Here is a 25,776-nt window from a genome sequence, read left to right on the forward strand (position 1 = left end):
GTCAACGGCCGCCGGCCCCTGTTCACAAGGCTGTCGTCCCCGTTCACAGAGCCGTCGTGCGCCCGCAGCACAGAGGCGGCGATCCGGCCGCGCTCACCCTCCGTACAGGGGTCGTATCCCCAATTCGGACCAGTGGTCGATCTCGCCTACACTCGAAGATGTGCCACGTGGTGACGGTCGACTCAATCACGATCTGCTCCCCGGCGAGAAAGGCCCCCAGGACGCTTGTGGCGTCTTCGGTGTCTGGGCTCCGGGCGAAGAGGTCGCAAAGCTCACGTACTTCGGGCTCTACGCCCTCCAGCATCGGGGCCAGGAATCCGCGGGAATCGCGGTCAGCAACGGCTCCCAGATCCTCGTCTTCAAGGACATGGGCCTCGTGTCCCAGGTCTTCGACGAAACCTCTCTCAGCTCGCTCCAGGGTCATATCGCGGTCGGTCACGCCCGCTACTCGACCACCGGCGCCTCCGTATGGGAGAACGCCCAGCCGACGTTCCGTGCCACCGCGCACGGCTCCATCGCGCTCGGGCACAACGGCAACCTCGTCAACACGGCCCGGCTCGCCGAGCTGGTCGCCGAGATGCCCAAGGAGAACGGCCGCGCGACGCAGGTCGCCGCGACCAACGACACCGACCTGGTGACGGCTCTCCTCGCGGGCCAGGTGGACGACGACGGCAAGCCGCTGACCATCGAGGAGGCCTCGGCCAGGATCCTCCCGCAGGTCCGGGGCGCCTTCTCCCTCGTCTTCATGGACGAGCACACGCTGTACGCGGCCCGCGACCCGCAGGGCATCCGCCCGCTGGTCCTCGGCCGCCTGGAGCGCGGCTGGGTCATCGCCTCGGAGTCCGCGGCGCTCGACATCTGCGGCGCCTCCTACGTCCGCGAGATCGAGCCGGGCGAGTTCGTCGCCATCGACGAGAACGGCCTGCGAACGTCCCGATTCGCGGAAGCGAAGCCCAAGGGCTGTGTCTTCGAGTACGTCTACCTCGCGCGCCCCGACACGGACATCGCCGGGCGGAACGTCTACCTCTCCCGGGTCGAGATGGGCCGCAGGCTGGCCAAGGAAGCCCCGGTCGAGGCCGACCTGGTCATAGCGACCCCGGAATCGGGCACCCCCGCCGCGATCGGTTACGCGGAGGCCTCCGGCATCCCCTTCGGCGCCGGCCTGGTCAAGAACGCCTACGTCGGACGTACGTTCATCCAGCCCTCGCAGACCATCCGGCAGCTCGGCATCCGGCTGAAGCTGAACCCCCTCAAGGAAGTCATCAAGGGCAAGCGCCTCGTGGTCGTCGACGACTCGATCGTCCGCGGCAACACCCAGCGCGCCCTGGTCAAGATGCTCCGCGAGGCGGGCGCCGCCGAGATCCACATCCGGATCTCCTCGCCGCCCGTGAAGTGGCCGTGCTTCTTCGGCATCGACTTCGCCACCCGCGCCGAGCTCATCGCCAACGGCATGACCATCGAGGAGATCGGCTCCTCCATGGGCGCCGACTCCCTCTCGTACATCTCCATCGACGGCATGATCGAGGCCACGACCATCGACAAGCCGAACCTCTGCCGCGCCTGCTTCGACGGCGAGTACCCGATGGACCTGCCCGACCCCGAACTGCTCGGCAAGCAGCTTCTGGAGACGGAACTGGCCGCGGGCCCGGCGGGCACCGCCGCCGCCGACGCGATCCGTCGCCCGTAAGACCCCACGCAGTACGACACGAAAGTTCTCACCGTCATGTCTGAGACCACTGGTGCCAGCTACGCAAGCGCGGGCGTCGACATCGAGGCGGGCGACCGCGCCGTCGAGCTGATGAAGGAGTGGGTCAAGAAGACCCAGCGCCCGGAGGTCGCGGGCCTCGGCGGCCTCGGCGGCTTCGCCGGGCTCTTCGACGCCTCCGCCCTCAAGCGCTTCGAGCGCCCCCTGCTCGCCTCCGCCACCGACGGCGTCGGCACGAAGGTCGACATCGCCCGCCAGCTGGGCGTGTACGACACCATCGGCCACGACCTCGTCGCGATGGTCATGGACGACATCGTCGTCTGCGGCGCCGAGCCGCTGTTCATGACCGACTACATCTGCGTGGGCAAGGTCCACCCCGAGCGTGTCGCCGCCATCGTCAAGGGCATCGCGGAGGGCTGCGTGCTCGCCGGCTGCTCCCTCGTCGGCGGCGAGACCGCCGAGCACCCGGGCCTGCTCGGCCCCGACGACTTCGACGTCGCGGGCGCCGGCACGGGCGCGGTCGAGGCGGACCGCCTGCTCGGCCCCGACCGCATCCGCAAGGGTGACGCGGTCATCGCGATGGCCTCGTCCGGTCTTCACTCGAACGGGTACTCGCTCGTACGGCACGTAGTCTTCGACCGCGCCGGCTGGACGCTGGACCGCCGGGTGGAGGAGTTCGGCCGCACGCTCGGCGAGGAGCTCCTGGAGCCCACCAAGATCTACTCCCTGGACTGCCTGGCGCTCACCCGCACCACGGACGTCCACGCCTTCAGCCACATCACCGGCGGCGGCCTCGCGGCCAACCTCGCCCGGGTCGTCCCCGACGATCTGCACGCGATCGTGGACCGCGGGACCTGGACCCCGGACGCCGTCTTCGACGTCGTCGGTGCGGTGGGTCAGGTCGAGCGGCTCGAACTGGAGAAGACGCTGAACATGGGCGTCGGCATGATCGCGATCGTCCCCGAGGAGTCGGCGGACGCGGCGCTCACCACCCTCGCCGACCGCGGCGTGGAGGCCTGGGTCGCCGGTGAGATCACCGAGCGCGGCGAGCACACCACGGGCGCGGCCCTCATCGGCGACTACGCCAAGTAGGACGCCCGGAAGGGCCCCAGGTAAGCACAAAACCCGGTCCGGGGTGGTGACCCACCCCGGACCGGGTGAAGTGCAGTCGCTACAACGAGGTCAAGCGCCGCGGCGCTGCGACGACGGGCCGGACTCGTCGGAGTCCTCTTCGTCGTCGACGTTGTACAGATCCGCGTACTGGGCGTACGGGTCGTCTTCCTCGTCGTCGTCCTCGAACGGCTCGCCATTAGGCGGCTGTTGCGAAGTCGAAGCGCCCAGCTCATTGGCCAGACGCGACAGATCAGTCCCGCCGCTGCTGTACTTCAGCTGGCGGGCGACCTTCGTCTGCTTGGCCTTTGCCCGGCCGCGCCCCATGGCTCGACCCCCTCGGATACGGGGCTCGACGGCCCCAGAGTCTTGACACGCGTTCATGATCTAGGACGGACTCTCCTCGGAGAGACCGGTCCGTAGGGCTTCCACGGTACCTGTTCCTGCGGCCATACGGTACGTCGCCCGCAGGACGCGCCTCGGCGCAGAACCCGCGAGGAGCCCCGTCCTCGCTGGTCAACTGCGATTTTAACCTCTTCTTGCCGGGCGACCCGCCGACGGGGGTGAGTCTTGTCTCCCGAATCCCGCCGGCGGGGCCCGTGCCGTGCGCTCAGCGCGCGTCGGCCATCCGCTGCTCGGCGATCCGGTCGGCCGCCGCGGCCGGCGGAATCCCGTCCTTCTTCGCACGAGCGAATATGGCGAGCGTGGTGTCGAAGATCTGCGCGGCCTTGGCCTTGCACCGGTCGAAGTCGAAGCCGCGCAGCTCGTCGGCGACCTGGATGACCCCGCCCGCGTTCACCACGTAGTCCGGCGCGTAGAGGATCGAGCGGTCGGCGAGGTCCTTCTCGACGCCCGGGTGCGCGAGCTGGTTGTTGGCGGCCCCGCACACCACCTTCGCGGTCAGCACCGGCACGGAGGCGTCGTTCAGGGCGCCGCCGAGCGCGCAGGGGGCGTAGATGTCCAGGCCCGCCGTGCGGATCAGCGCTTCGGTGTCCGCCGCGGCGGTGACCGACGGATGCCGGTGGACGATCCGGGCCACGGCCTCCTCGCGCACATCGGTGATCACGACCTCGGCGCCGTCCGCCAGCAGGTGCTCCACCAGGTGGTGCCCGACCTTGCCGACGCCCGCGACGCCGACTTTGCGACCGCGCAGTGTCGGGTCGCCCCACAGGTGCTGGGCCGAGGCCCGCATGCCCTGGAAGACGCCGAAGGCGGTGAGCACGGAGGAGTCGCCGGCGCCGCCGTGCTCCGGGGAGCGCCCGGTGGTCCAGCGGCACTCGCGGGCCACGACGTCCATGTCGGACACGTACGTGCCGACGTCGCACGCCGTCACGTACCGGCCGCCGAGCGAGGCCACGAAGCGGCCGTAGGCCAGGAGCAGGGCCTCGCTCTTGATCTGCTCGGGGTCACCGATGATCACGGCCTTGCCGCCGCCGTGGTCGAGGCCGGCCATGGCGTTCTTGTACGACATCCCGCGAGCGAGGTTCAGCGCGTCGGCGACGGCCGCCGCCTCGTCCGCGTACGGATAGAAGCGGGTGCCGCCGAGGGCGGGCCCGAGGGCGGTGGAGTGGAGGGCGATGACGGCCTTGAGGCCACTTGCGCGGTCCTGGCAGAGCACTACTTGCTCATGGCCGCCCTGATCCGCGTGGAACAGGGTGTGCAGGACGCCGTTGTCTGCTGCGGTCACTGTGGTGACTCCCGGTCGGGTGGCGGCAATGGACGGGCTCCCGTACGGGTGGCGGGGGCCCGTTGGGCATGACACTAGAGCCTGTCCACCGCCGGGTTCGGCCATGGCACGATCAACAGTGTTTTCCGGTCCGTCCGCGGGGGAGGGAGCAGCCGTGCCCAAGGTGTCTTCGGTGACGGTCCCCTATGCGTCCTACTTGCGTGTCTACGAGCCGCTTGCCGCTTTTCCCGAGCCGGAACGGGCTCACTGGGAGCGCTACGCCCGGCGCCGGGACCGCCCCTCGTACCAGGACGAGCTGCGCCGCTCGCTGGCCGACCTGGTCCCGACGCCGCCCGTCCCGGTGCCGGTGCACGAGAGCGGCGACGCCTTCGTGGTGGAGGTCGACGGAGTGCTGTGCGTCTGCCCGTGGCGCACCCGGCTGCGCGGGTGGCAGGCCCTCGGCACGCTCGCCGAGCAGCTGCCCACGCCCGTCCTGGACGCGGTGCTCCCCCCGGTGCTGCGCCGGCAGACGGCCGCGGACTACGAGCGGTGGCTGGCCCGCAACCCCGACGCGCGCCCCTGGATCCGTACGTCCACGTGGCAGGTGCCGCTGCACTGGTTCGTGCTCGTCTCGGACCAGGAGCGGGACTACGACAGGGCCGACAGGGCCGACAGGGCCGACAAGGCCGACAAGACCGACAAGGGGGAGCCGGGCACCGCGCCGGTCCTGCGCTACCGCACACCCATGGTCGAGGCCAGGCGCCGGGTGGCGCGGGGTCTGAAGACGCTGCGGGAGGCGCTGGACGAGGCGCCGGTCGTCGAGAGGCTGGTGGACGTCGGGCGGTGGCTGGAGGAGTTCCACCCGCGCTCCCTGGTCGAGCTGGACTACGGCGGCCTGGTGCACGCCCTCTCCGAGGAGGAGCTGGACGAGGACCACTCGGCGGCGGATGTCGCCGAGGGGATCGAGGCGCTGCGCACCGGCGACGACGAGGGGGCCGGCGAGGCGTATGCGAGGCTCGTGGAGCGATGGCGGGCGGTCCGGGACCTTCAGTTCGCGAACTGAGGGCCGGCGCGCACCGGGTGGCGGGACGTAGGTCCCGATCCGGGCCTTTGTGTCAAGCGTGACGGACCGCACTTTACCGCGCCCTTGCGCCCATCGCCCCTCCTCGTGCCAAAATAGGACAAGGAGTCCGGGGAGGACTCCTTCCGTCCGAGTAAGGGCGGATTGCTCTGCATTGCACGCTATGGGGGGTCCTGTTGACTCCTGATCGCTCTGTGACTGATCGTCACGGGGGCGTGACTGTCCGCTATGGCATGGTCCATCGGCTTCCGTCGGTGATGAACACCTGGGAGGGCAATTCCATCGGTTTGGCCGACGTGGCTGGACGGATGGTGTAGTTGTAGTGCCGAGGACAAGCCGTTCGTCCTATAACCGACTCGACTCGCGTCCGCCATTTCGGGCAACGCGGGTCAAGGTGCAGAATTTAGAGGAATGAACCGAGAAGGTTCGGTTCTCCCGAGGAGGCCGCTCATGACCGCTCGCACCCCTGATGCCGAGCCGCTGCTGACCCCGGCTGAGGTCGCCACGATGTTCCGCGTCGACCCGAAGACGGTGACGCGCTGGGCCAAGGCTGGCAAGCTCACGTCGATTCGCACGCTCGGCGGACACCGCCGTTACCGCGAGGCTGAGGTCCGCGCACTGCTCGCGGGCATTCCGCAGCAGCGCAGCGAGGCCTGACGTACGCCAGAAGTACCGCTCAACCAGCAGTAACCCGCACAACTCGGGCGAAGAGCACCACTGCTGCCGGGTCCCCCAACCCGGTCGTACGTCCGACATATAGCTACACGCGACGCGGTCCCCGCCCCAACGGGTGCCACGCCTGAGCCGCATGGGTGAGTCGTTCGATCGCGCTGGACTCCGCCGGGTCCAGCGCGATTTTTTTGTGCGCCGGCGCGGGTGTGCGGGCGGGCCCGGGGGCGGGCCTGGCGCCCTCCGAGAGGGCCGTGCGGGGGCTGTGCGGGGGTCGCCTGGGGGCGTGGGCGGTGCGAGGCGGGCGCGTCCGGGGGGTGGTGCAATTGCACATATTAAATTGGCCCGTTGTAGGAAGGGTGTAAGTTCGGGCCTTTCCAAAACTTGTTCGGTGACACCCGTCACACGCCGCGCGCCTTGTTGCGTGAGTTGTCGCTGCGCTAAAGGGGTCAGGGGCCGGCGGGGCTCTCGTCGCCGTCTCCCTCGTCGGGCTCACCGCACCCGTCCTCGCGGCCCTGGGTGGGCTCCTGAGCGAGCCTCAGCAGCCGATGGCAGATGGGGCAGTGGCGCGTCAGGTGGCGGTAGCCGGAGGCCGCCGCGAGGTGCGCGCGCAACAGGGCCCGGGTCTCGTGCCGCGCGGACGCGGAAGAAGCAGACATGCGTCACCTCCCGGGAGCCTGCCGTCGACTCCCTGATGTCCGGGGTACCGGCGGAATGTGACGCCGTCAAGACACGCGCCCGAGAACACGCCGGAGGCCGTAGGGGCCGGGTGGCCTGACATGCGAAAGGCCCCGTAACCGATGCGGTTACGGGGCCTTTCTTGCTGCGGTCCTGACGGGATTTGCTGTATCTGTCTGCGGCTCCGCCGCGGGCGCGGCCTCGGGGCGGGGAACGCGAAAGACCCCGCAGCCGATGCCACGGGGTCTTCCTCTGCTGCGGTCCTGACGGGATTTGAACCCGCGGCCTCCACCTTGACAGGGTGGCGAGCACTCCAAACTGCTCCACAGGACCTTGCTCGCGGCACTCGCTCGCGCGCTGTGCTGCGAGACAGGACTCTACAGCAGCGCAGGCCCGGCGGTCGAACTCACCCTGCGTGCCCGGGTGCTCACGGCGCCAGCGCGTCGATCGCCTTCACGATCCGCTTGTCCGAGACGGGGTACGCCGTGCCGAGCGCGTGCGCGAAGTAGCTGACGCGCAGCTCCTCGATCATCCAGCGGACGTCCAGGACCTCCTGCGGCACGGGCCGGCCCCGCGGCAGCTGTTCCAGGAGCCACAGGTACTCGTCCCGCATCTCGTGGACCTTCTCCATGCGGCTGGTGTCCCGCTGCGCGTTCGTCGGCATCTGCTGGAGCCGCCGGTCCGCCGCCATCATGTAGCGCATCAGGTCGGGCAGGCGCCGCAGCCCCGTCTCCGTCACGAAGCCCGGCTTGACGAGGGCGTCCAGCTGCTGTCGCACGTCCGCGAGGTTGGCGAGCAGCACGGGGCTCCTGGTCGACTTCAGGCGCCGCTCACAGGCCTGCCAGGCGGCGAGGACCTGCTGCACCTGCCCGACGGCCCGCACGGTCGTGTCCACGATCTCCGCGCGCACCTTGTCGAAGAGCTTGCGGTAGGACTCCTCGTCCCAGGCGGGCCCGCCGAAGTCCGCGATCAGCTTGTCCGCCGCCGCCATCGCGCAGTCGTCGAAGAGCGCCTGTATGGAGCCGTGCGGATTCGCGGACAGGGCGAGCTTCTGCTGGTTCGTCAGCTTGTCCGAGGCGAACTTGCCGGGGTTGACCGGGATGTTGCGCAGGATGAGCCGGCGGGTGCCGCGCCACATCGCCTGCCGCTGCTCCGCCTCGGTGTCGAAGAGGCGTACGGAGACGGTGTCGCCGTCGTCCACGAGGGCGGGGTAGGCCTTCACGGGCTGTCCGGCCCGCCGCGTCTCGAAGACGCGGCTGAGCGCGCCGATGCCCCAGTCCGTCAGCCCCGTGCGCTCCACCGCCGAGCCGCCCGTCCGCTCGGCGGTCGCGGCGGCGGCCTGCGAGAGCGCCTGCCGGGCCTTCGGCTTCAGCCGCAGCTTGAGCGCTTCGAGGTCCTTGTCCTCGGCGAGCTTGCGACGCCGCTCGTCGATGATCCGGAACGTGATCTTCAAGTGGTCCGGCACGCGCGTCAGATCGAAGTCGTCGGGCGAGAGGGGCACCCCGACCATCCGCTGGAGCTCGCGCGCCAGCGTGACGTGCAGCGGTTCCTGCAACGGCACCGCGCGCTCCAGGAACGCCTTCGCGTAGTTCGGTGCCGGTACGTAGTTGCGCCGGACCGGCTTGGGCAGGGAGCGGATCAGCTCGATGACCACGTCCTCGCGCAGGCCCGGGATCTGCCAGTCGAAGCCCTCGTCCGTGACCTGGTTCAGGACCTGGAGCGGGATGTGGACCGTGACGCCGTCCGCGTCCGCGCCGGGCTCGAACTGGTAGGTCACCTTGAACTTGAGCGGCCCCTGGCGCCACGAGTCGGGGTAGTCGTCCTTGGAGACGTCACCGGCCTTCTCGTTGATGAGCATCGAGCGCTCGAAGTCGAGCAGTTCGGGCTCTTCGCGCTGCTTCTTCTTCCACCAGGAGTCGAAGTGCGCGCCGGACACGACGTCCGCCGGCACCCGCTGGTCGTAGAAGTCGAAGAGCGTCTCGTCGTCCACGAGGATGTCGCGGCGCCGGGCGCGGTGCTCCAACTCCTCGACCTCGGTGAGCAGTTTGCGGTTGGCGGCGAAGAACTTGTGGTGCGTGCGCCAGTCGCCCTCCACGAGGGCGTTGCGGATGAACAGGTCGCGGGAGACCTCGGGGTCGATGCGGCCGTAGTTCACCTTGCGGTCGGTGACGATCGGGACGCCGTACAGCGTGACCTTCTCGACCGCCATCACCGCCGCCTGGTCCTTCTCCCAGTGCGGCTCGCTGTACGTGCGCTTCAGGAGGTGCTGGGCGAGGGGCTCGACCCACTCGGGCTCGATCCTCGCGTTGACCCGGGCCCACAGCCGCGAGGTCTCCACCAGCTCGGCCGACATGATGAAGCGCGGGGGCTTCTTGAAGAGCGCCGAGCCGGGGAAGAGCGCGAACTTGGCGTTGCGGGCACCGATGTACTCGTTGCGCCCGCCGCGCTGCTTGGGGTCACCGTCCTTGGCGGCCCTGCTGTCCTTGGACTCCTTCACGTCCTTCATCCCGATGTGGGAGAGGAGGCCGGCGAGGAGGGAGACATGGACGCGGTCGTCGGGCGCGTCCTCGTCGTTGACGTGGATGCCCAGCTGCTTGGCGACCGTGCGCAGCTGCGCGTAGATGTCCTGCCATTCGCGGATGCGCAGGAAGTTCAGGTACTCCGCCTTGCACATGCGGCGGAACGACGACGAGCCGCGCTCCTTCTGCTGCTCGCGGACGTACCGCCACAGGTTCAGGTAGGCGAGGAAGTCGCTCGTCTCGTCCTTGAAGCGGGCGTGCTGCTGGTCGGCCTGGGCCTGCTTCTCGGCCGGGCGCTCGCGCGGGTCCTGGATGGAGAGCGCCGCCGCGATCACCATGACCTCGCGCACGCAGCCGTTCTTGTCGGCCTCCAGGACCATCCGGGCCAGGCGCGGGTCCACCGGCAGCTGGGCGAGCTTGCGGCCCTGCTGAGTGAGCCGCTTCTTCGGGTCCTTCTGGGTGGGGTCCAGCGCGCCCAGCTCGTGCAGGAGCTGCACGCCGTCGCGGATGTTGCGGTGGTCCGGCGGGTCGATGAAGGGGAACTTCTCGATGTCGCCGAGCCCGGCCGCGGTCATCTGGAGGATGACGGAGGCGAGGTTCGTACGGAGGATCTCCGCGTCCGTGAACTCCGGCCGGGAGAGGAAGTCGTCCTCGCTGTACAGGCGGATGCAGATGCCGTCCGACGTACGGCCGCAGCGGCCCTTGCGCTGGTTGGCGCTGGCCTGGCTGATCGCCTCGATGGGCAGCCGCTGCACCTTCGTGCGGTGGCTGTAGCGGGAGATGCGGGCCGTGCCGGGGTCGATCACGTACTTGATGCCGGGCACGGTCAGCGAGGTCTCGGCGACGTTCGTCGCGAGGACGATCCGTCTGCCCGTGTGCTGCTGGAAGACGCGGTGCTGCTCGGCGTGCGAGAGCCGGGCGTAGAGGGGGAGGACCTCGGTGAACCGGTAGTTCTTCTTGTTCAGCGCGTCCGCCGTGTCGCGGATCTCGCGCTCTCCGGAGAGGAAGACGAGGATGTCGCCCTTGCCCTCGGCCTGGAGCTCCTCGACGGCGTCGGTGATCGCGGTGATCTGATCGCGGTCGGAGTCGTCCGAGTCCTCTTCCAGGAGCGGGCGGTAGCGCACCTCCACCGGGAAGGTCCGGCCGCTGACCTCGACGATCGGGGCGTCCCCGAAGTGGCGCGAGAAGCGCTCGGGGTCGATGGTCGCCGAGGTGATGACGACCTTCAGGTCGGGGCGCCTGGGCAGCAGCTGGGCGAGGTAGCCGAGCAGGAAGTCGATGTTGAGCGACCGCTCGTGCGCCTCGTCGATGATGATCGTGTCGTACGCCCGCAGCTCGCGGTCCGTCTGGATCTCGGCCAGCAGGATGCCGTCCGTCATCAGCTTGATGAACGTCCCGTCCGGGTTCACCTGGTCGGTGAAGCGGACCTTCCAGCCGACGGCCTCGCCCAGCGGCGTGTCCATCTCCTCGGCGACGCGCTCGGCGACCGTACGGGCCGCGATGCGGCGCGGCTGGGTGTGACCGATCATGCCGCGCACGCCCCGGCCCAGCTCCAGGCAGATCTTGGGGATCTGCGTGGTCTTGCCGGAACCGGTCTCGCCCGCGACGATCACGACCTGGTGGTCGCGGATCGCCTCGGCGATGTCGTCCTTCTTCTGGCTGACCGGGAGCTGCTCGGGATAGGTGATCGCGGGCACGCGGGAGCCGCGCTCGGCCATCCGCGCCTCGGCCTTCGCCACGTCCGCCGCGATCTCGGCGAGGACGGCGGCACGGGCCTCGGGCTTGCGGACGCGGCGGGCACCCTCCAGCCGGCGCCCGATCCGGTGCTCGTCGCGCAGCGAGAGCTCGGTCAGGCGGGAGGCGAGGGTGTCGAGGGTGAGGGCGGGCTGCGTAGACATACGCCGTCCAGGATCTCACCCGCCGCTCGGCAGTGGCGAACCGATTTCCCTCCCGAGGTGTCCCGGCACGTACGATTCCGGGCATGTTGTCCGGTACGCGTACGCCGTGGGGCCCCTTGCTCGGGGTCCTGCTGGTCGTGCTCGGGGTGTGCTGCGGGCCCGCCCGGGCGGCGGAACCGGCGACGAAGCCGGTGGCGAAACCGGTGACGAAGCCGGTGGCGGAGCAGACGGTGACGGTGCGCGCCGGGGAGTCCACCGGGGTGCCCGGCTGCGGCCAGGGGAGCCGGCGGGAGACCGGGCAACCGCCCGCCGCCCCGCCGCGCCCCACGTCCGCGTACGAGCTGCTGCCCGCCCTGCACGAGGCCCATGCCGCGTCCGGCGGGTGGGGCGCCGAGCAGACGGTGCCGTCGCCGGGACCGGAGCGCGGGCCGCCGCCCCTCGCACCGCCCTCCCCCCTCGCTCTCTCGATCCTGCGCGTGTAGAGGCCCCCGCCCGGGGCCCCTACAACGACGTACAGGAACAGAGAGAACTCCCTGATGCCCGAGAACGACAACAACAAAAAGAAGCACATCGCCATCGGCGCGGGCGTGGCCCTCGCCGCGCTGCTGCTCGGCGCCGCCTCCTACAGCGCGACCAAGCCGGCGGAGCACGCGTCGGCCGGTGCGCGGGACGGGTCGTCCGGCACCTCCGCCGAGCCGCGGGCCGGTGTCCACCCCGAGCTGGAGAAGCTCGCCCGCCGCGACGCCGGGGACCCGCTCGCCCGGGGCCGCGCGGACGCGCCCGTCGTGCTGGTCGAGTACGCTGACTTCAAGTGCGGCTTCTGCGGGAAGTTCGCCCGCGACACCGAGCCGGGTCTCGTGAAGAAGTACGTGGACAAGGGCGTCCTGCGCATCGAGTGGCGCAACTTCCCGATCTTCGGCGAGGACTCCGAGCGGGCCGCGCGCGGCGCGTGGGCGGCGGGCAGGCAGGGCCGCTTCTGGCAGTTCCACGAGGCCGCGTACGCCGAGGGGGCCAAGGAGAAGGGCTTCGGCGACGACCGGCTCAAGGCGCTGGCCGAGGAGGCCGGGGTCGAGGACATCGGCCGCTTCGTGCGCGATGCCGACGGCGACGCCGCCGAGACGGCCGTGCGCGAGGACCAGCAGGAGGCGTACGGCCTCGGCGCCACCTCCACGCCGTCCTTCCTGGTCAACGGCAGGCCCATCGCGGGCGCGCAGCCGGACGAGGTCTTCGCCCAGGCGATCGAGGCGGCCGCCGAGGAGGCCGGCCCGGCCCGTGGCAGGGGTGGTTCGCGGTGACCGCCGGCGTGGGCTACTTCGCCGCCTTCCTGGGCGGGCTGCTCGCCCTGGTCAGCCCGTGCAGCGCGCTGCTGCTGCCCGCCTTCTTCGCGTACTCGATCGACTCCGCCTCCCGGCTCGTCGCGCGGACCGGCATCTTCTACGCGGGTCTCGCCACCACCCTGGTCCCGCTGGGCGCGGCCGGGTCCTACGCGGGGCGTTTCTTCTTCGGCCACCGCGACCAGCTGGTGCTCGTCGCCGGGTGGCTGATCGTCGGGCTCGGGGTGCTCCAGGTGGTGGGGAGGGGGTTCGCCTCGCGCCGCATGGCGGAGCTGTCGGGGCGCATCCGGCCGACGACCGCCTTCTCCGTGTACGCGCTGGGCGCGGTGTATGGGCTCGCCGGGTTCTGCGCCGGGCCGATCCTCGGCAGCGTCCTGACGGTCGCGGCGGTCAGCGGGAGCCCGGTGTACGGCGGGCTGCTGCTCGCGGTCTACGCCCTCGGCATGGCCGTGCCGCTCTTCGTCCTCGCGCTGCTCTGGGAGCGGTTCGACCTGGGGCGGCGGGCGTGGCTGCGGGGGCGGGCCTTCCGACTGGGGCGGTTCGAACTGCACACGACCTCGCTGCTGTCCGGGCTCTTCTTCATCGGCCTCGGGGCGCTCTTCCTCGCCTACGACGGGACGACCGCGCTGCCCGGTCTGCTGGACGTGGACGACTCGTTCGCGGTGGAGCGGTGGGCCGGGGGCGTGGGCAGGGCGGTGCCGGACGCCGTGCTGCTGATCGGGGTCGTGGTGCTGGTGGGGGCGGTGTGCGCGGTGCGGGGGTGGCGGGGACGGGAGAGGCGGCGACGGGGGAGGTCTGTTTCGTCAGCTTCTGAGTGAGTGGTGCGGGTATGCGTGGTTTAGCGTGTTCGTATGTCTGATCATGAGCCGGGAGAGCAGAGTCAGCAGGGCGCGCACCCCCACGGCGCGCACGGGCGGGTCCCCACCCGCGGTGAGCGGTGGGAGTCCTTCAAGGAGTCGCCCTTCCTGCCGGCGATCGTGCTGGTCTTCATCCTGGCGGCCGCGGCGGGGCTCTTCGCGGGTTCGTACACGTACTCCATGGCGAACCCGACGCCCCACCACGTGCCCACGGCGGTGGTCGGGGCGCCGGACAACGCGCGCGGCAAGGCCTTCCTCGACGGCATGGAGAAGGCGCTGAACGCCTCGCTGGAGGTGCGGCGGTACGACGACGTCGCCGGGGCCCGGCGGGACGTGGAGGAGCAGAAGGTCTTCGCGATCCTCGACGTGGGCGAGGACAAGGTGACCCTGGACGTGTCGGGGGCGTCCGGGGCCTCGGTCGCGCAGGTGCTCGCGGAGACCGCGCCGAAGGTGGGCGAGAAGGTCGGGGTCCCGGTCACGGTGAAGGACATCAAGCCGTTGCAGGAGGGCGACCCGAGGGGGCTCGCGATCTTCTACATCTCGCTGGCGGCGGTGATCATCGGCTTCGTCGGGGCGATCCAGCTGAGCGTGCACGCGCGGGGGCTGAATCCGGCGGAGCGGATCGGGTTCACGGCGCTGTACGCGCTGCTCGGGGCGTTCGTCATCGCGGCGGTCGTCGACTGGTGGCTGGGGGCGGTGGATCTGCCGTTCGTGGAGTCGTGGCTGATCCTGGCGCTGACGCTGTTCGCGTCCGGGATGGTCTTCACCATGTTCAACACGCTGTTCGGGCGGTGGGCGATGCTGCCGACGTGGGGGCTGATGGTGCTGCTCGGGAACCCGTCGTCCGGGGGCGCGGTGTCCTGGCCGCTGCTGCCGTCCGTGCTGGGGCACATCGGGCAGTGGCTGCCGCCGGGGGCGTCGGTCAACGCGCAGCACACGGCCGTGTACTTCGGCGGCCACCAGCACGCGTTCCCGTTCCTGGTGCTCGGGGGCTGGGCGCTGGTGGCCTCGGCGGTGTTCTGGGTGTGGCGGCACCGCCATCCGGGGGGCCGGGCGGGGACGGCGGCCCATGCGGGCAAGCCCGCGTAGAGGTGTCTGGGAACGCCGAAGGCCCCGTCCAGGGACGGGGCCTTCGGGGAAGTGGCTGGGGCCGGGATCGAACCGGCGACCTATCGCTTTTCAGGCGATCGCTCGTACCAACTGAGCTACCCAGCCACGCGATCCGCGTGGAATCGCAAGCGGTCCTGACGGGATTTGAACCCGCGGCCTCCACCTTGACAGGGTGGCGAGCACTCCAAACTGCTCCACAGGACCAAGCAATGTGCGAGCACCAGTCTCGCACATGGTGTTGCGTGCCCCCAACGGGATTCGAACCCGTGCTACCGCCTTGAAAGGGCGGCGTCCTGGGCCACTAGACGATGAGGGCTAAGGGCCCACCTGGGCGCTTTGCAGCGCGTCGGGGACGTGAGAAGCATATGGGATGCGGGGAGGTATCGCCAAAACAGTTACCCGGGGGCCCGGGAGCGTGCCCCGACGGAGCGTTCGGGAGAGGTGGCGGGGGCCGTCGGGGAGGGGCTCGCGCCGGGCTGGTTCTCCTTGGGCAGATGCCGGCTGACCTCCGCCTTCGTCAGGCCGAGTCCCCCCAGCTTGATCTCGTCCCAGGCCTGCAGCCGTCTTGTCGTACGGTCCAGGTACAGGACGGAGGCCTCGACCGGGTCGGGGTACTTGCCCTCGACCGCGCGCAGTCCGCTGCCGCCCGTCGAGCCCTCGACCCGCAGCCGTGTGCCGCCGTCCAGGACCTCCATCAGCTGGTGGTGGACGTGCCCCGCGAGGGCCAGCGGAACCTCGCCGTCCGTCTCGCGCGCGGCCGTCGGGTTGTGCGCGATCGCCACGTCGACCGGGGTGCCGGCGGCCCGTTCGGCGCGCAGGGCCGACGCGAGGCGGATGCCGGCCATGTGCTGGACCGTGTCGCCGCCGGTCTTCCCCGAACGGTCGGGCGTGTACTGCGGGTCGCCGATCCCGGCGAGGCGCAGACCGGCGACGGTCTCGGCCCTGCCGTCGTCCAGGACATGCACGTTCTTGAAGCGTTCCAGGTAGCGCTGGGTGGTGAACGAGTCGTGGTTGCCGCGCACCCACACGTAGGGGGCGCCCAGGTCCTCGATCGGGTCCAGGAAGCCGTTCTCGGCCGCCGTGCCGTGGTCCATCGTGTCGCCGGAATCGACGATGACGTCGATGTCGTACTGCTCGACGAGCGAGGCGATGATCTTCCAGCTCGCCGGGTTCAGATGGATGTCGGAGACGTGCAGGAGCCGCATGGTGGTGGGGTCCGGCTGGTAGGCGGGCAGCGAGGACGTCACGTCGTAGAGCTTGGTGACGTTGGTGACAAGGCGGGCCAACTCCTGCTGATAGACGTCGAATTCGGTGACGATGCTGCGGGCGTTGCCGACCACGGAGGGCGCGCTGCTGAGCAGGCCGGAGAACTTGGGCTCCAGGACCGACTTCGGGTTCCAGGTGGCGTACGCGGCCGTGCCCGACGCCGCGAGCAGGGCGAGCGCCAGGCCGCCCGCCGCGAGCGCGCGGCGCGGGCGGCGGTAGACGGCGAGGCCGAGCGCGGTGGCGCCGGAGACGACGGCCACGCAGGAGCGCACGGCGAGGTCGAGCGTGCCGTGGCCGACGTCGCGCGCGACCTCGTCCTGGAGGCCGGCGAGCCGCTCGGGGTGGTCGACCAGGGCCTGGGAGCGGACCGGGTCGAGGCGGTCCACGTCGACGTCGAGACGGATGGGCGCGGTGTGGGAGCGCAGTTCCAGGGCGCCCAGCGGCGAGACGTTGATCTTCGTGCCGCCGGTCAGGGACGGGCGGAGCGTCATGCGGGTGTCCATGGGGCCCACCGGCGCGCGCACGCTGCCGACGATCAGCAGACCGAGCCAGGCGCCGACGAGCACGACCGTGACGAGGCCGAGGGCGCGGGCGCAGGGGCGGGTCGGTTCGCCGATCGCCCGGGTGCGGCGGCGGCCCACGCGGGCGGCGACCGCCCGTCGCAGCCCTCGGGGAACGACCGTGAAGGCGCGTGCCATTGGTCCCGTATGCCCAGGGCGGGCGCGGGGTATGCCGGGACGGGGGCGGGGGCGTGGCCGACAATGGGGGTGTGCTGGAGATGACGCGCGAGGAGTTCGAGGAACTGGTCGGCGAGGCTCTCGACCGGATTCCGCCGGAGTTGACGCGGCTGATGGACAACGTGGCCGTCTTTGTCGAGGACGAGCCGCCCTCCGACGATCCCGAGCTGCTCGGGCTGTACGAGGGCACGCCGCTGACCGACCGCGGTGAGTGGTACGCGGGCGTCCTGCCGGACCGCATCACCATCTACCGGGGGCCCACGCTCCGGATGTGCGAGTCGCGGGAGGACGTGGTCGCCGAGACGGAGATCACGGTGGTGCACGAGGTGGCGCACCACTTCGGGATCGACGACGCGCGGCTGCATGCGCTCGGGTACGGGTGAGGGGCGCGGCGGCCGTTCAGGGGGTGCGGGGCGGGGGCGCGGGGCGCCTGTCCGGAGGGCGGGGTCATCGGTGCGGGGCGCCGGTCCGGGGTGTGGGGCTCTGGGGGCGGGCCGACTTCCGGGATGCGACGTGGGCATGACGTCCGTGTCTTCTCGTGGGCCATGGGAGTTGGGCAGGGCGTCTTGATTCTCGGCGCCTCAGGAGGTGCTCGGCCGTGCGTCATTTGTACGTTTCCGTGCGTTGGGCCGCGGTCGCGGTGGCCGTCGCGGCGAGCGCGGGGTGCATGAGCATCGGGGACGACGGGAACGCGCCGCGGCCCGGGCACTCGGCCGGCGAGCACGGCGGGGCGGCCGCCTCCGACGGCAAACCGGCGGCCGGGGACGACGCCGCGTTGGGAGGTGAGCGCGGGCAGGGCCGGGACAAGGGGAAGGCCAAGGGCAAACGCAAGGGCAAGGGCAAGGGCGGCAAGAGCGGCGGGGCTTCGGCGGGCGACGGTCCGGCCCTGGGCGGCGGAAGGCCCCTGGAGACCGTCGCCGCCACGGCCACCGCGATGCCGCCGAAGCCGGGCGGTCCCGGCAGGCCCGCGACGACGCGGCCGAAGCCGACCCCGACGCGGTCGAGCGAGGAGCCGGAGCCGCCGAAGCCCACGCCCACGCCGACCCCGGAACCCACCACTCCGGAGCCCTCCTCCTCGGCGCACGAGGGCGGCCAGGGCGCTCAGCTGGAGCGGCGGAACGCGCTGATCGCCGAGCGCGAGCCGTCGCCCGAGGCGGGCCCGCTTTAGCTGTCGTGCGCATGCTCACGGGCGGCGACGAGAAGCGCGTATGCCCAGGTGGGAGGGGGTGAGGCGGGGGCGGTTTGCCATATGGGCCAGGGGGTGCGTATGGTAGTAGATCGTTTGATACCAATTGCCCGGCGCCGACACAGAAGAGCGCCGCGTGGCGCGTACTCTCCCTTGCCGTGGCTGACCGCATCGAGGCGGTCCATTGCGAAATCACGGAGTTGACGGGCGCGTGCCGAGACTCCGGAAGGTTTCGCATTTCGCATGTCCATTTTCAGTTCTGACCACATCGTCCTGCCCGAGAACGAGATCGCCGAGACCGCTGAGGTCGTCGGCGGCGTCGAGACCGTCGACGCCCCGGCCGCGGTCGTAGAGGCGCCGGCGCAGGCCCTTGAGGCCACCGAGGCCCCTGAGATCACCGAGGCCCCTGAGATCACCGAGGTCGCCGACGTCGTCGCGATCGCCGGTTCCGAGGATGTCGCCGAGGCCGCCGCCGACGCGGACGTCGCCCCCGAGGCCGCCGCCGACGCGGAGCCCGAGATGACCTTCTCGGACCTCGGTCTGCCCGAGGGCATCGTCCGCAAGCTCGCGCAGAACGGCGTGACCACGCCCTTCCCGATCCAGGCCGCGACCATCCCGGACGCCCTGGCCGGCAAGGACATCCTCGGCCGCGGCCGCACCGGCTCCGGCAAGACCCTCTCCTTCGGCCTGCCGATGCTGGCGACCCTCGCCGAGGGCGGCCGCACCGAGAAGAAGAAGCCCCGCGGCGTCATCCTCACCCCGACCCGCGAGCTCGCGATGCAGGTCGCGGACGCCCTCCAGCCCTACGGCGACGTCCTCGGCCTGAAGATGAAGGTCGTCTGCGGCGGTACGTCCATGGGCAACCAGATCTACGCCCTGGAGCGCGGTGTCGACATCCTCGTCGCCACGCCGGGCCGACTGCGCGACATCATCAGCCGTGGCGCCTGCTCCCTGGAGAACACCCAGATCGCGGTGCTCGACGAGGCCGACCAGATGTCCGACCTGGGCTTCCTGCCCGAGGTCACCGAGCTGCTCGACCAGGTTCCGTCCGGCGGCCAGCGCATGCTGTTCTCGGCCACGATGGAGAACGAGATCTCCACGCTGGTCAAGCGCTACCTGACCAACCCGGTGACGCACGAGGTCGACAGCGCCCAGGGCAACGTCACGACCATGACGCACCACATCCTCATCGTGAAGCCCCGCGACAAGGCGCCCGTCACGGCCGCCATCGCCGCGCGCAAGGGCCGCACGATCATCTTCGTCCGCACCCAGCTGGGCGCCGACCGCATCGCCGAGCAGCTCTGCGACTCCGGTGTGAAGGCCGACGCGCTGCACGGCGGCATGACGCAGGGTGCCCGCACCCGCGTCCTCGAGGACTTCAAGAAGGGCTACGTCAACGCCCTCGTCGCCACCGACGTCGCCGCGCGCGGCATCCACGTGGACGGCATCGACCTGGTCCTGAACGTGGACCCGGCCGGCGACCACAAGGACTACCTGCACCGCTCGGGCCGCACGGCCCGCGCCGGCCGCAGCGGCACGGTCGTCTCCCTCTCGCTGCCGCACCAGCGCCGCCAGATCTTCCGCCTGATGGAGGACGCGGGCGTCGACGCCACGCGCCACATCATCAACGGCGGCGGCACCTTCGACCCGGAGGTCGCCGAGATCACCGGCGCCCGTTCCATGACCGAGGTGCAGGCCGACTCCGCGGGCAACGCGGCGACCCAGGCCGAGCGCGAGGTCAAGGAGCTGACCAAGGAGCTGGAGCGCGCCACCCGCCGCGCCGCCGAGCTGCGCGAGGAGGCCGACCGCCTCACCGCGCGTGCCGCCCGCGAGCGCGGCGAGGACCCGGAGGTCGCGGTCGCCGAGGCGGCCGCCGCCGCGGAGGCCGTCGTCGAGGCCGCCGTCGCGTCGGTTCCCGAGCAGCCCACCGCCGAGCGCGTCGAGCGCCCGGCCCGCGAGGAGCGCTCCTCCTCGTACGAGAACCGCCGTCCGCAGCGCGACGAGCGCGGCAACTACGAGCGGGACCGCCGGGGCGACCGTGGCGGTGACCGCGGTGGCTTCAACCGTGACGACCGCGGTGGCGACCGTGGCGGCCGTTCCTTCGAGCGCCGTGACGACAGCCGTGGCGGTGGCTTCAACCGCGACCGTCGTGACGACAACCGTGGCGGTGGCTTCCGCCGTGACGACAACCGCGGTGGCGGCTTCAACCGCGACCGCCGTGACGAGCGTCCCTCGGGCGGTGACCGTGGCGGCCGTTCCTTCGAGCGCCGTGACGACAGCCGTGGCGGTGGCTTCAACCGCGACCGTCGTGACGACAACCGTGGCGGTGGCTTCCGCCGTGACGACAACCGCGGTGGCGGCTTCAACCGCGACCGCCGTGACGAGCGTCCCTCGGGCGGCGACCGTGGCGGCTTCCGCCGTGACGAGCGCCCGGCCGGCGGCCACCGTGGCAGCGACCGTCCGTTCAACCGCGACCGTCGCGACGACCGTCCCTCGGGCGGCTTCCGCTCCGGCGGCCATGAGCGCCCGGCGTTCAACCGCGACCGCTCCGGCACCAGCACCGGTTCCTTCGGCCGCCGCGACGACAAGCCGCGCTGGAAGCGCAACAGCTGACCGCGCCTGATCGAACGGAAGGGCCCGCACGACGTACCCACGTCGTGCGGGCCCTTCCGCATGACGTCGACGGCGTCGCGCAGGGCCGCCCGCCGGGACGGAAACGCTCCGGGGAGGCGATACCCGATCGGAACGCGCGGCGGCTCCCGCTATGCTCGGGGGAGCACCGACGAGGACCGTTAGCTCAATTGGCAGAGCAGTGGACTTTTAATCCATTGGTTGTGGGTTCGAGTCCCACACGGTCTACAGAGAAAGCCCAGCTCAGAGACGCCTCTGGCTGGGCTTTCGGCATGTTCGGAAGCTCTGAGGGCTGTGTGCTCGCCAAGGTGAGCACAGAAAGCAGCCCCGAAACGACGACGTGGAGCGTTGATCCGAGGCTGCAATCGGTGAACGGTCAGGGCTTGGGCGGGGTCACGAACCCCCGGACAGGCCGCTGCTCCTTCGGGTCACGCGAGGCGGGCTGTTGTGAGCGCTTCCACGCCGACACCAGATCCGCGTACCGCGGGTCGATCCACTCAGACACGGTGCCTCCCTTCACGGGCAGGCTACGCGAGGCCGGGCTTGGGCTTGGACGTGATGATGACGGTGCACTCCGGGGCGTGCTGGCACTTCGCCGCCACGGAGACGAGGGTCTCGTCGGACGGCGGTCCCCACAGCTCCGGGTCCGCTTCCCAGCCGAGTGCCGCGATGGTCTCGCGGGTCCGGTCGAGGATCGGCGGGTCGTAGTGGGTGGGGTCGTAGCCCGGGTAGTGGTGGACGAACTGACCGCCGAGCCGCTCGCACAGCTCGGCGTACAGGGCGGTGTGCAGGATCAGGGCATGCCAGCCCTCGTCCACCATCCGCGACGGAGCCAGACCGGTGTCCGGGTTGGTCGCACAGGCGGCCACGAACTTGAGGCCCTCGTCGACGATGCGGTTGGCCAACTCCTTGCCCAGGGCGGGGTTGGCGTCCATGACGGTGGCGCGGACACCGGCGAACTGGTCGTCGGTGATGAGCATGCGCGCGAGCGCGGGCATGGCCAACTTGGCGGGTGGGCCCATGGGGTACGGAGGCAGGGTCACGGGATCTCCTTCGCTTCGTGCGGATGCGGATGCGGATGACCCGCCCGGGCCGGGGCGCCTTGCCTGGTCAACCCGGCTCGGGCGGGAGCCTGCCCGACAGAACCGTGTGCCCTCGCTCATCCCGGGCCGCCGTTCACGCGTCGCATGGCGGGCTCGCCGCCGGCTTTCAGGGTGCGGCGCAGGCGGCGGCCCTTCGCGCAGATGCGGCCAATGGACTTGCACGTGGGGCAGTCGTAGGTGTGCTTGACCACCGCCTGGCCGATCTCCACGGGGTCCAACTCCGGGACCCTGGCCCACGGGGTCACTGCTCAGCCTCCTGGATGATGCTGAGCCCGAAGCCGATCAGGGCCTCGACGGTGGCGGGTTCGCACAGGTCGCCCGGGAACCGCGGGGGCGCCACCCAGTGCGTGCCGGGCGGCTTCACGCGCTCCATCCTCGGTACGCCGAGGTAGGTGTTCGCGCCGAGGCGCGGGGCGACGTCCTGGTACTTCCAGACCTGGCCCGCGCGGTGGGGCTGCGTCAGGGCGTAGAAGGTGCCGCCCATCGCCCGACCGTCGAAGAAGGCGGGGCCGTTGAGGAACCGGGTGAGGCGTTCAGTGATCTCCAGCGGATCGTACGTGTCTACCGCCGTGAGGACGAGCCGCGCGGGCAGGCGGGCGGCCTCGAACCGCTGGCCGAGCGGCAGCAAGGCCACGCCGGTGTCCGCCCATTCCCGCCGGGCCTGCTCGGGGCGGCCTGCGTGTGCGAGCCACTCTTCGATCGGAACGTCTGTTGAAGTGGTCATCCGAACGCCTCCGCGGGGAGTCGGGGGCCGCCGCCGGGGTCGAGGGCAGCGGCGAGGTAGACGGGATTCATGAGCCGCCCAGTGCCGTCGGGGGCCTCCAGCCAGACGCGGCTACCGACGGCGCGCTGTGTGGACGGGCAGTGCAGCGGCCAGCCGAGCGGCAGGACCAGGATTTGCGGGACGTCTGCGAGCTGTTCACGGGCGTCGAGGGGCATGAGCCACCAGGCTTTGTCCATCCTGACGTCCACCAGGAGAGGACCCTGTTCGGACGGGGGGATGCGTTGCACGGCCTGCATGGCGGTCTGCAACTGCACCTCGGCGGCGAGCCACTGCGTGCAGTGGATCAGCACGAGGCCGCGAGAGTCCCAGACGGCGTAGGCCGACTCCGAGCATGCGGCGCTCTCGGCGAGCCAGGTGTCTCCGGGGTCTCGTGGCGTCGAGTGCGTCGTTGCGGCCATGCCCAGGACGTTAGGAAGTTCTGCGAATCAGACGGGCGGTTGATTCTCGGATATTCGCGCAGGAAGGAACGGTATTCCCGGGAATTCTTACGCCATGTCGAGGTGGGCTCGGGCTCGGGCAATCAACCGGTGGGCGTGCGAGCCGTACACCGCAGAGTGGTGAAGCGAGTTCCAGACGCGTCGGTACAGGCTCACGCTCGGCACGTCATCGAGCCACAGCTCAGCATGCCAGTCTTCAACGATGGCGAGGCGGTCGTCGTAGAGCCAGAACCCGTTTGCTGGCGGTACCGCCACGCCGGCGCCGAGCGGGACGATACCGAGCTTGACGGTATCGAGGCCAACCGCTCCGATGAGACGGTCAAGTTGGGCGGCGAGCACGTGAGGCGGCGCGACTCCAGCGTGCAGAGCCGCTTCCCACATAACGATGTGGAAGACCCTGCCGGGTCGGTAGAGCATCTCCTGTCGCTTCACGCGGGCACGGACGGCGTCCTCGCTGTCCTTCGGCGAGCGGTGCAGTTCGGCGTATCGAGAGAACACATGCCGGGCGTAGTCCGGTGTCTGGAGCATGCCGACGACCATGGCGCCTTCCCACGCGCGGAGCACCGTGGATCGCTCGTACTCCACGGTGAGCGCGTCTTGGACGGGCCGGTGCCCTGCGCGCAGTTGGCGGTGCCACGACCGGACGTGGGACTCGATTCCCTGAAGGCGTGCCGCCAGTTCATCGGCCACATCTGGCTGCTCAATCACCCGAGCCCACTCAGCCAGGTCTTCCTTCGTCGGCGTCTGGCGGCCACCTTCGATCTTGCTGACTTTCGACTGAGGCCAGCCAAGCCGCTCTGCGAGTACCCGTTGGGACACACCGGCGCGCAGCTCGCGGAGCCGCGCGCCGAGGGCCGTCCGCCCTTGCTGGAAGTCGGTGCTCACATGATGAACGTACCCGCTACACCTGGTCGAACGGGACGGCGTGGTGCCATGCGGCCTCGCGGGCCTGTGCGTATCGGAGGACCTCGACCGGGTTCGTGATCAGTTCGACGCCCGTCATCACGTCCGCCTCATCGTGGTGGAGCAGGACGACCACTCGTGAGTCGAAGAACCAGAAGTCTTCTCGCGGCAGGCCGAGCTCCTCGGCCTTGCTCCGGGCGAGGACACGGATGTCTTCACCGACGGCCGCATTCCGGCGGGCGTTGTCGAGGAGGTACCGCTGTCCGACTGTAGGCGGCTCGTCGAGAATGCGAACTCGTTCGAACCGCTTGCCGAGGGCTGTCTGTTCGCGGCGCTCAGCGCACCAAGGGTCGTTGAGATCCCAGTCGACGCGGCCCTCAGCAAGGAACTGTGCGTATGTCTCCTGCTGCTCGTCGAAGGCATACCGGCGTCGGGTCTCCAGCCTCCAAGCTGAGTACTTGAGACTGGTGAACATGCCGTCGAACTCGGTGAAGCTAATGAACTGGGGCACGTGCACGGGCTCCTTGGGACCGAAGTTGGCGAGCAACTCGCGGGGCACGGTGACGGCGCCCTCGTCGAGCGTCAGGTTGTGGAGCTGCTCCAGCTCGCCGGGGTCGGTCACACGGTCGCCTTGGACGACGTAGCGATCCGTACCGGGGATCTCGTACAGCGTGGGGCATCCGTTGTTGCCGCTGTTCGTGCCGACTTTCCACAGGTGACGCGTCATGGACATTCCCCTCCTAGTGGGTGGTCACACGAACGGTAGGCCCGTAGTAGGCCGGTGCAAGAGGGCCGCAGAACGACGAAAAGTCCCCTTCAGCCCGAAGGCGGAAGGGGGCCTGTTCATCTGGTGTGCATGTGCTCGCGGACCTGGTCATGGATGTCGCGCGGGTCGGGGGTGATGTCTGCGGCGCGCATGTGGTGGATGAGCCGGTCGACGGTCCAGGAGTAGGCGAGGACCAAGCTGCCGAGCTGGCCGATCCGCTGATTCTGCTTCTCGATCTTGGCCTTCATCTCGTCCCGGATCTCCCGGAAGGACGCCAAGCCGGCCTGCCGCTGCGCGGGTTCGGCGGCGGCCTGCGCCTGGGCGCGCGTCGCCTCCGCCGTGGTCCGGGCCGCCGCCCGCGTCGCTCGTGCGGCGTAGATCCCGGAGCCGAGGAGCGCGGCCGCGCCCCTTCTACGCCAGAGGTACGAGCCGCTTCAGGTCACTGCGGTTCGCAGACGTTGTTCGGGGTGGGGTTGAGGACGCCGGCGACCGAGATGGTGTTGCCGCAGAAGTTCACGGTGGCGTGCACGGGGGCCTGCACCAGGTTGCCGGTGGCGAGGCCGGGGGAGTTGGTGACCTTTCCGTCGGCTTGGGGCTCGGGCCCGGGGTCGTCGGCGGTGGCCGGGGCGGTACCGAGGGCGAGGGTGAGCGCGGTGAGCGCCATGGCCACGGCGAGGGCTCCGCGCTTGCTCCGGTGCCTGGGGCTCGGGTTCGGGCTCGGGGGAGGAGTGGACATGGGTGCCGCCTTCCGGAGGTGGGGGCTGCTTTACCTCGGAGCCTCGCGGGCGCAGCGCGAAGGGGCTCGGCCGGTGACCCGGCAGGGGGAAACGAATCGCCCATTCGTACGCCTGGGCGTGCGCCCGGGAGCAAGCCGTGGCAGGACGTTCAGGTCGTGCGCCTGGGAGCGCGGTGTGGCAGGAAGTGCAGGTCGTACGCCCGGGGCGCGCCGCACGCCCGAGACGCACCCGGGGCCCGGCGCGATACCCCGGACGCCGAGCCGGCGGCCAGCGACCCCGACTCCCCGCCCGCCGACCCCGCCACCCCCGACCGCCCCACCGGCCCCCGGAGAAGCGGTTCGCTTCATCCGTCCGGATGGCGTACTGTTGTGTTTACCGACGCGGGGTGGAGCAGCTCGGTAGCTCGCTGGGCTCATAACCCAGAGGTCGCAGGTTCAAATCCTGTCCCCGCTACTGAAGGCCGAGGGCCGGAAGCATTTCGATGCTTCCGGCCCTCGGTGTTTTCCGCCCCCGTGACCCGCTCGGCCCACACCAGCTCGCACCCCCGCCCCGCTGCGGGAAACCTGGGTGCAGCGCGGTGATGGGCGCGGACTCGGCGG

The 25,776-nt window shown here is 70.5% G+C and carries 25 protein-coding genes and 6 tRNA genes; 13 read left to right on the forward strand and 18 right to left on the reverse strand.

All coding sequences use genetic code 11. The features are described 5' to 3' along the window. Positions 1–160 precede the first annotated feature (160 nt). Together purF and purM are read left to right on the forward strand one after the other, a co-directional pair. Positions 161–1,687, forward strand: coding sequence for an amidophosphoribosyltransferase (gene purF, locus ACZ516_RS21040; RefSeq protein WP_358585430.1), 1,527 nt, complete (start codon positions 161–163; stop codon positions 1,685–1,687). Positions 1,688–1,723: 36 nt separating this feature from the next. Then, positions 1,724–2,797 (forward strand): phosphoribosylformylglycinamidine cyclo-ligase, encoded by a 1,074-nt coding sequence (gene purM, locus ACZ516_RS21045; RefSeq protein WP_361081408.1) that lies wholly within the window; start codon positions 1,724–1,726, stop codon positions 2,795–2,797. A gap of 90 nt (positions 2,798–2,887) precedes the next feature. Here purM and ACZ516_RS21050 read toward each other — a convergent pair whose 3' ends face one another. After that, entirely contained in the window at positions 2,888–3,142 is a 255-nt protein-coding gene (locus ACZ516_RS21050; RefSeq protein ID WP_125513810.1) for a DUF3073 domain-containing protein, read from the reverse strand. Between the two features lie 283 nt (positions 3,143–3,425). Continuing rightward, positions 3,426–4,502, reverse strand: coding sequence for a Leu/Phe/Val dehydrogenase (locus tag ACZ516_RS21055; RefSeq protein WP_469011335.1), 1,077 nt, complete (start codon positions 4,500–4,502; stop codon positions 3,426–3,428). A 154-nt stretch (positions 4,503–4,656) separates the two neighbouring features. Here ACZ516_RS21055 and ACZ516_RS21060 point away from each other — a divergent pair, with 154 nt between their 5' ends. Further along, the gene (locus tag ACZ516_RS21060) at positions 4,657–5,544 is read left to right on the forward strand and encodes a DUF8083 family protein (protein ID WP_469011336.1); all 888 of its coding nucleotides are present in this window, start codon (positions 4,657–4,659) and stop codon (positions 5,542–5,544) included. A gap of 468 nt (positions 5,545–6,012) precedes the next feature. Next, complete coding sequence (gene bldC / locus ACZ516_RS21065; RefSeq protein ID WP_003949541.1) at positions 6,013–6,219, forward strand: developmental transcriptional regulator BldC; 207 nt, start codon at positions 6,013–6,015, stop codon at positions 6,217–6,219. A 461-nt stretch (positions 6,220–6,680) separates the two neighbouring features. Here bldC and ACZ516_RS21070 read toward each other — a convergent pair whose 3' ends face one another. The 3 genes from ACZ516_RS21070 to hrpA form a co-directional block, all read right to left on the reverse strand. Next, positions 6,681–6,890 carry a DUF6274 family protein gene (locus ACZ516_RS21070; RefSeq protein ID WP_358585438.1) on the reverse strand — a complete coding sequence of 70 codons (210 nt, stop codon included), beginning with the start codon at positions 6,888–6,890 and terminating at the stop codon, positions 6,681–6,683. Between the two features lie 277 nt (positions 6,891–7,167). After that, positions 7,168–7,242 (reverse strand) — tRNA-Asp (locus tag ACZ516_RS21075). Between the two features lie 94 nt (positions 7,243–7,336). Beyond that, positions 7,337–11,326 carry an ATP-dependent RNA helicase HrpA gene (gene hrpA, locus ACZ516_RS21080; RefSeq protein ID WP_469011337.1) on the reverse strand — a complete coding sequence of 1,330 codons (3,990 nt, stop codon included), beginning with the start codon at positions 11,324–11,326 and terminating at the stop codon, positions 7,337–7,339. Positions 11,327–11,409: 83 nt separating this feature from the next. Here hrpA and ACZ516_RS21085 point away from each other — a divergent pair, with 83 nt between their 5' ends. The 4 genes from ACZ516_RS21085 to ACZ516_RS21100 are packed head-to-tail and all read left to right on the forward strand — an operon-like array spanning position 11,410 to position 14,606. Beyond that, positions 11,410–11,808 (forward strand): hypothetical protein, encoded by a 399-nt coding sequence (locus ACZ516_RS21085; RefSeq protein ID WP_469011338.1) that lies wholly within the window; start codon positions 11,410–11,412, stop codon positions 11,806–11,808. A 54-nt stretch (positions 11,809–11,862) separates the two neighbouring features. Further along, positions 11,863–12,621, forward strand: coding sequence for a DsbA family protein (locus ACZ516_RS21090; RefSeq protein WP_469011339.1), 759 nt, complete (start codon positions 11,863–11,865; stop codon positions 12,619–12,621). Next, on the forward strand, positions 12,618–13,478 hold the full coding sequence (locus ACZ516_RS21095) for a cytochrome c biogenesis CcdA family protein (protein WP_358699920.1): 861 nt from the start codon (positions 12,618–12,620) through the stop codon (positions 13,476–13,478). The genes ACZ516_RS21090 and ACZ516_RS21095 overlap by 4 nt, the downstream gene beginning before the upstream one ends. Positions 13,479–13,511: 33 nt before the next feature. Beyond that, entirely contained in the window at positions 13,512–14,606 is a 1,095-nt protein-coding gene (locus ACZ516_RS21100; protein ID WP_469011340.1) for an ABC-2 transporter permease, read from the forward strand. A 52-nt stretch (positions 14,607–14,658) separates the two neighbouring features. Here the strand turns inward: ACZ516_RS21100 and ACZ516_RS21105 are convergent. The 4 genes from ACZ516_RS21105 to ACZ516_RS21120 form a co-directional block, all read right to left on the reverse strand. Then, positions 14,659–14,732, reverse strand: a tRNA-Phe gene (locus ACZ516_RS21105). Positions 14,733–14,756: 24 nt separating this feature from the next. Continuing rightward, a tRNA-Asp gene (locus ACZ516_RS21110) sits at positions 14,757–14,831 on the reverse strand. A 39-nt stretch (positions 14,832–14,870) separates the two neighbouring features. Then, a tRNA-Glu gene (locus ACZ516_RS21115) sits at positions 14,871–14,943 on the reverse strand. Positions 14,944–15,022: 79 nt separating this feature from the next. Further along, the gene (locus tag ACZ516_RS21120) at positions 15,023–16,591 is read right to left on the reverse strand and encodes a metallophosphoesterase family protein (RefSeq protein ID WP_361081432.1); all 1,569 of its coding nucleotides are present in this window, start codon (positions 16,589–16,591) and stop codon (positions 15,023–15,025) included. A 71-nt stretch (positions 16,592–16,662) separates the two neighbouring features. Here ACZ516_RS21120 and ACZ516_RS21125 point away from each other — a divergent pair, with 71 nt between their 5' ends. From ACZ516_RS21125 to ACZ516_RS21140, 4 genes are all read left to right on the forward strand, one after another. Next, positions 16,663–17,013, forward strand: a complete 351-nt coding sequence (locus ACZ516_RS21125) for a metallopeptidase family protein (RefSeq protein ID WP_358585451.1) — start codon at positions 16,663–16,665, stop codon at positions 17,011–17,013. 215 nt (positions 17,014–17,228) lie between these two features. Beyond that, positions 17,229–17,798 carry a hypothetical protein gene (locus ACZ516_RS21130; RefSeq protein WP_469011341.1) on the forward strand — a complete coding sequence of 190 codons (570 nt, stop codon included), beginning with the start codon at positions 17,229–17,231 and terminating at the stop codon, positions 17,796–17,798. 261 nt (positions 17,799–18,059) lie between these two features. After that, positions 18,060–20,429, forward strand: a complete 2,370-nt coding sequence (locus ACZ516_RS21135; protein ID WP_469011342.1) for a DEAD/DEAH box helicase — start codon at positions 18,060–18,062, stop codon at positions 20,427–20,429. 173 nt (positions 20,430–20,602) lie between these two features. Continuing rightward, positions 20,603–20,675 (forward strand) — tRNA-Lys (locus tag ACZ516_RS21140). Positions 20,676–20,823: 148 nt separating this feature from the next. Here ACZ516_RS21140 and ACZ516_RS21145 read toward each other — a convergent pair. The 9 genes from ACZ516_RS21145 to ACZ516_RS21185 all read right to left on the reverse strand — a co-directional run bounded on the left by ACZ516_RS21145 (position 20,824) and on the right by ACZ516_RS21185 (position 25,176). Then, positions 20,824–20,952, reverse strand: coding sequence for a hypothetical protein (locus ACZ516_RS21145; protein ID WP_358585466.1), 129 nt, complete (start codon positions 20,950–20,952; stop codon positions 20,824–20,826). 22 nt (positions 20,953–20,974) lie between these two features. Next, a complete protein-coding gene (locus ACZ516_RS21150; protein WP_469011363.1) occupies positions 20,975–21,445 on the reverse strand; it encodes a glycine-rich domain-containing protein in 471 nt (156 codons plus the stop codon). A 161-nt stretch (positions 21,446–21,606) separates the two neighbouring features. Continuing rightward, positions 21,607–21,795, reverse strand: a complete 189-nt coding sequence (locus ACZ516_RS21155; protein WP_469011343.1) for a hypothetical protein — start codon at positions 21,793–21,795, stop codon at positions 21,607–21,609. Next, positions 21,792–22,274, reverse strand: coding sequence for a hypothetical protein (locus ACZ516_RS21160; protein WP_469011344.1), 483 nt, complete (start codon positions 22,272–22,274; stop codon positions 21,792–21,794). The genes ACZ516_RS21155 and ACZ516_RS21160 overlap by 4 nt, the downstream gene beginning before the upstream one ends. Then, a complete protein-coding gene (locus ACZ516_RS21165) occupies positions 22,271–22,732 on the reverse strand; it encodes a hypothetical protein (protein WP_469011345.1) in 462 nt (153 codons plus the stop codon). Before ACZ516_RS21165 ends, ACZ516_RS21160 begins: the two co-directional genes overlap by 4 nt. Positions 22,733–22,819: 87 nt before the next feature. Further along, complete coding sequence (locus ACZ516_RS21170) at positions 22,820–23,656, reverse strand: helix-turn-helix domain-containing protein (RefSeq protein ID WP_469011346.1); 837 nt, start codon at positions 23,654–23,656, stop codon at positions 22,820–22,822. A gap of 16 nt (positions 23,657–23,672) precedes the next feature. Then, positions 23,673–24,401 (reverse strand): DUF6879 family protein, encoded by a 729-nt coding sequence (locus ACZ516_RS21175; protein ID WP_469011347.1) that lies wholly within the window; start codon positions 24,399–24,401, stop codon positions 23,673–23,675. Between the two features lie 116 nt (positions 24,402–24,517). Beyond that, positions 24,518–24,718 carry a hypothetical protein gene (locus tag ACZ516_RS21180; RefSeq protein ID WP_361081448.1) on the reverse strand — a complete coding sequence of 67 codons (201 nt, stop codon included), beginning with the start codon at positions 24,716–24,718 and terminating at the stop codon, positions 24,518–24,520. Between the two features lie 161 nt (positions 24,719–24,879). Next, positions 24,880–25,176, reverse strand: coding sequence for a chaplin (locus ACZ516_RS21185; RefSeq protein ID WP_469011348.1), 297 nt, complete (start codon positions 25,174–25,176; stop codon positions 24,880–24,882). A 380-nt stretch (positions 25,177–25,556) separates the two neighbouring features. On the opposite strand from ACZ516_RS21185, the gene ACZ516_RS21190 reads away from it, so the two are divergent. Next, positions 25,557–25,630, forward strand: a tRNA-Met gene (locus ACZ516_RS21190). Positions 25,631–25,776 lie beyond the last annotated feature (146 nt).

The organism is Streptomyces sp. NPDC034037 (assembly GCF_055575715.1).

Coding starts and splice junctions, on each gene's coding strand:
- ACZ516_RS21185 (WP_469011348.1), bottom strand. CDS start 25,176: ATGTCCACTCCTCCCCCGAGCCCGAACCCGAGCCCCAGGCACCGGAGC.
- hrpA (WP_469011337.1), bottom strand. CDS start 11,326: ATGTCTACGCAGCCCGCCCTCACCCTCGACACCCTCGCCTCCCGCCTG.
- ACZ516_RS21120 (WP_361081432.1), bottom strand. CDS start 16,591: ATGGCACGCGCCTTCACGGTCGTTCCCCGAGGGCTGCGACGGGCGGTC.
- ACZ516_RS21135 (WP_469011342.1), top strand. CDS start 18,060: ATGTCCATTTTCAGTTCTGACCACATCGTCCTGCCCGAGAACGAGATC.
- ACZ516_RS21150 (WP_469011363.1), bottom strand. CDS start 21,445: ATGCCCGCGCTCGCGCGCATGCTCATCACCGACGACCAGTTCGCCGGT.
- ACZ516_RS21100 (WP_469011340.1), top strand. CDS start 13,512: ATGTCTGATCATGAGCCGGGAGAGCAGAGTCAGCAGGGCGCGCACCCC.
- ACZ516_RS21160 (WP_469011344.1), bottom strand. CDS start 22,274: ATGACCACTTCAACAGACGTTCCGATCGAAGAGTGGCTCGCACACGCA.
- ACZ516_RS21090 (WP_469011339.1), top strand. CDS start 11,863: ATGCCCGAGAACGACAACAACAAAAAGAAGCACATCGCCATCGGCGCG.
- ACZ516_RS21165 (WP_469011345.1), bottom strand. CDS start 22,732: ATGGCCGCAACGACGCACTCGACGCCACGAGACCCCGGAGACACCTGG.
- purM (WP_361081408.1), top strand. CDS start 1,724: ATGTCTGAGACCACTGGTGCCAGCTACGCAAGCGCGGGCGTCGACATC.
- bldC (WP_003949541.1), top strand. CDS start 6,013: ATGACCGCTCGCACCCCTGATGCCGAGCCGCTGCTGACCCCGGCTGAG.
- ACZ516_RS21085 (WP_469011338.1), top strand. CDS start 11,410: ATGTTGTCCGGTACGCGTACGCCGTGGGGCCCCTTGCTCGGGGTCCTG.
- ACZ516_RS21175 (WP_469011347.1), bottom strand. CDS start 24,401: ATGACGCGTCACCTGTGGAAAGTCGGCACGAACAGCGGCAACAACGGA.
- ACZ516_RS21070 (WP_358585438.1), bottom strand. CDS start 6,890: ATGTCTGCTTCTTCCGCGTCCGCGCGGCACGAGACCCGGGCCCTGTTG.
- ACZ516_RS21050 (WP_125513810.1), bottom strand. CDS start 3,142: ATGGGGCGCGGCCGGGCAAAGGCCAAGCAGACGAAGGTCGCCCGCCAG.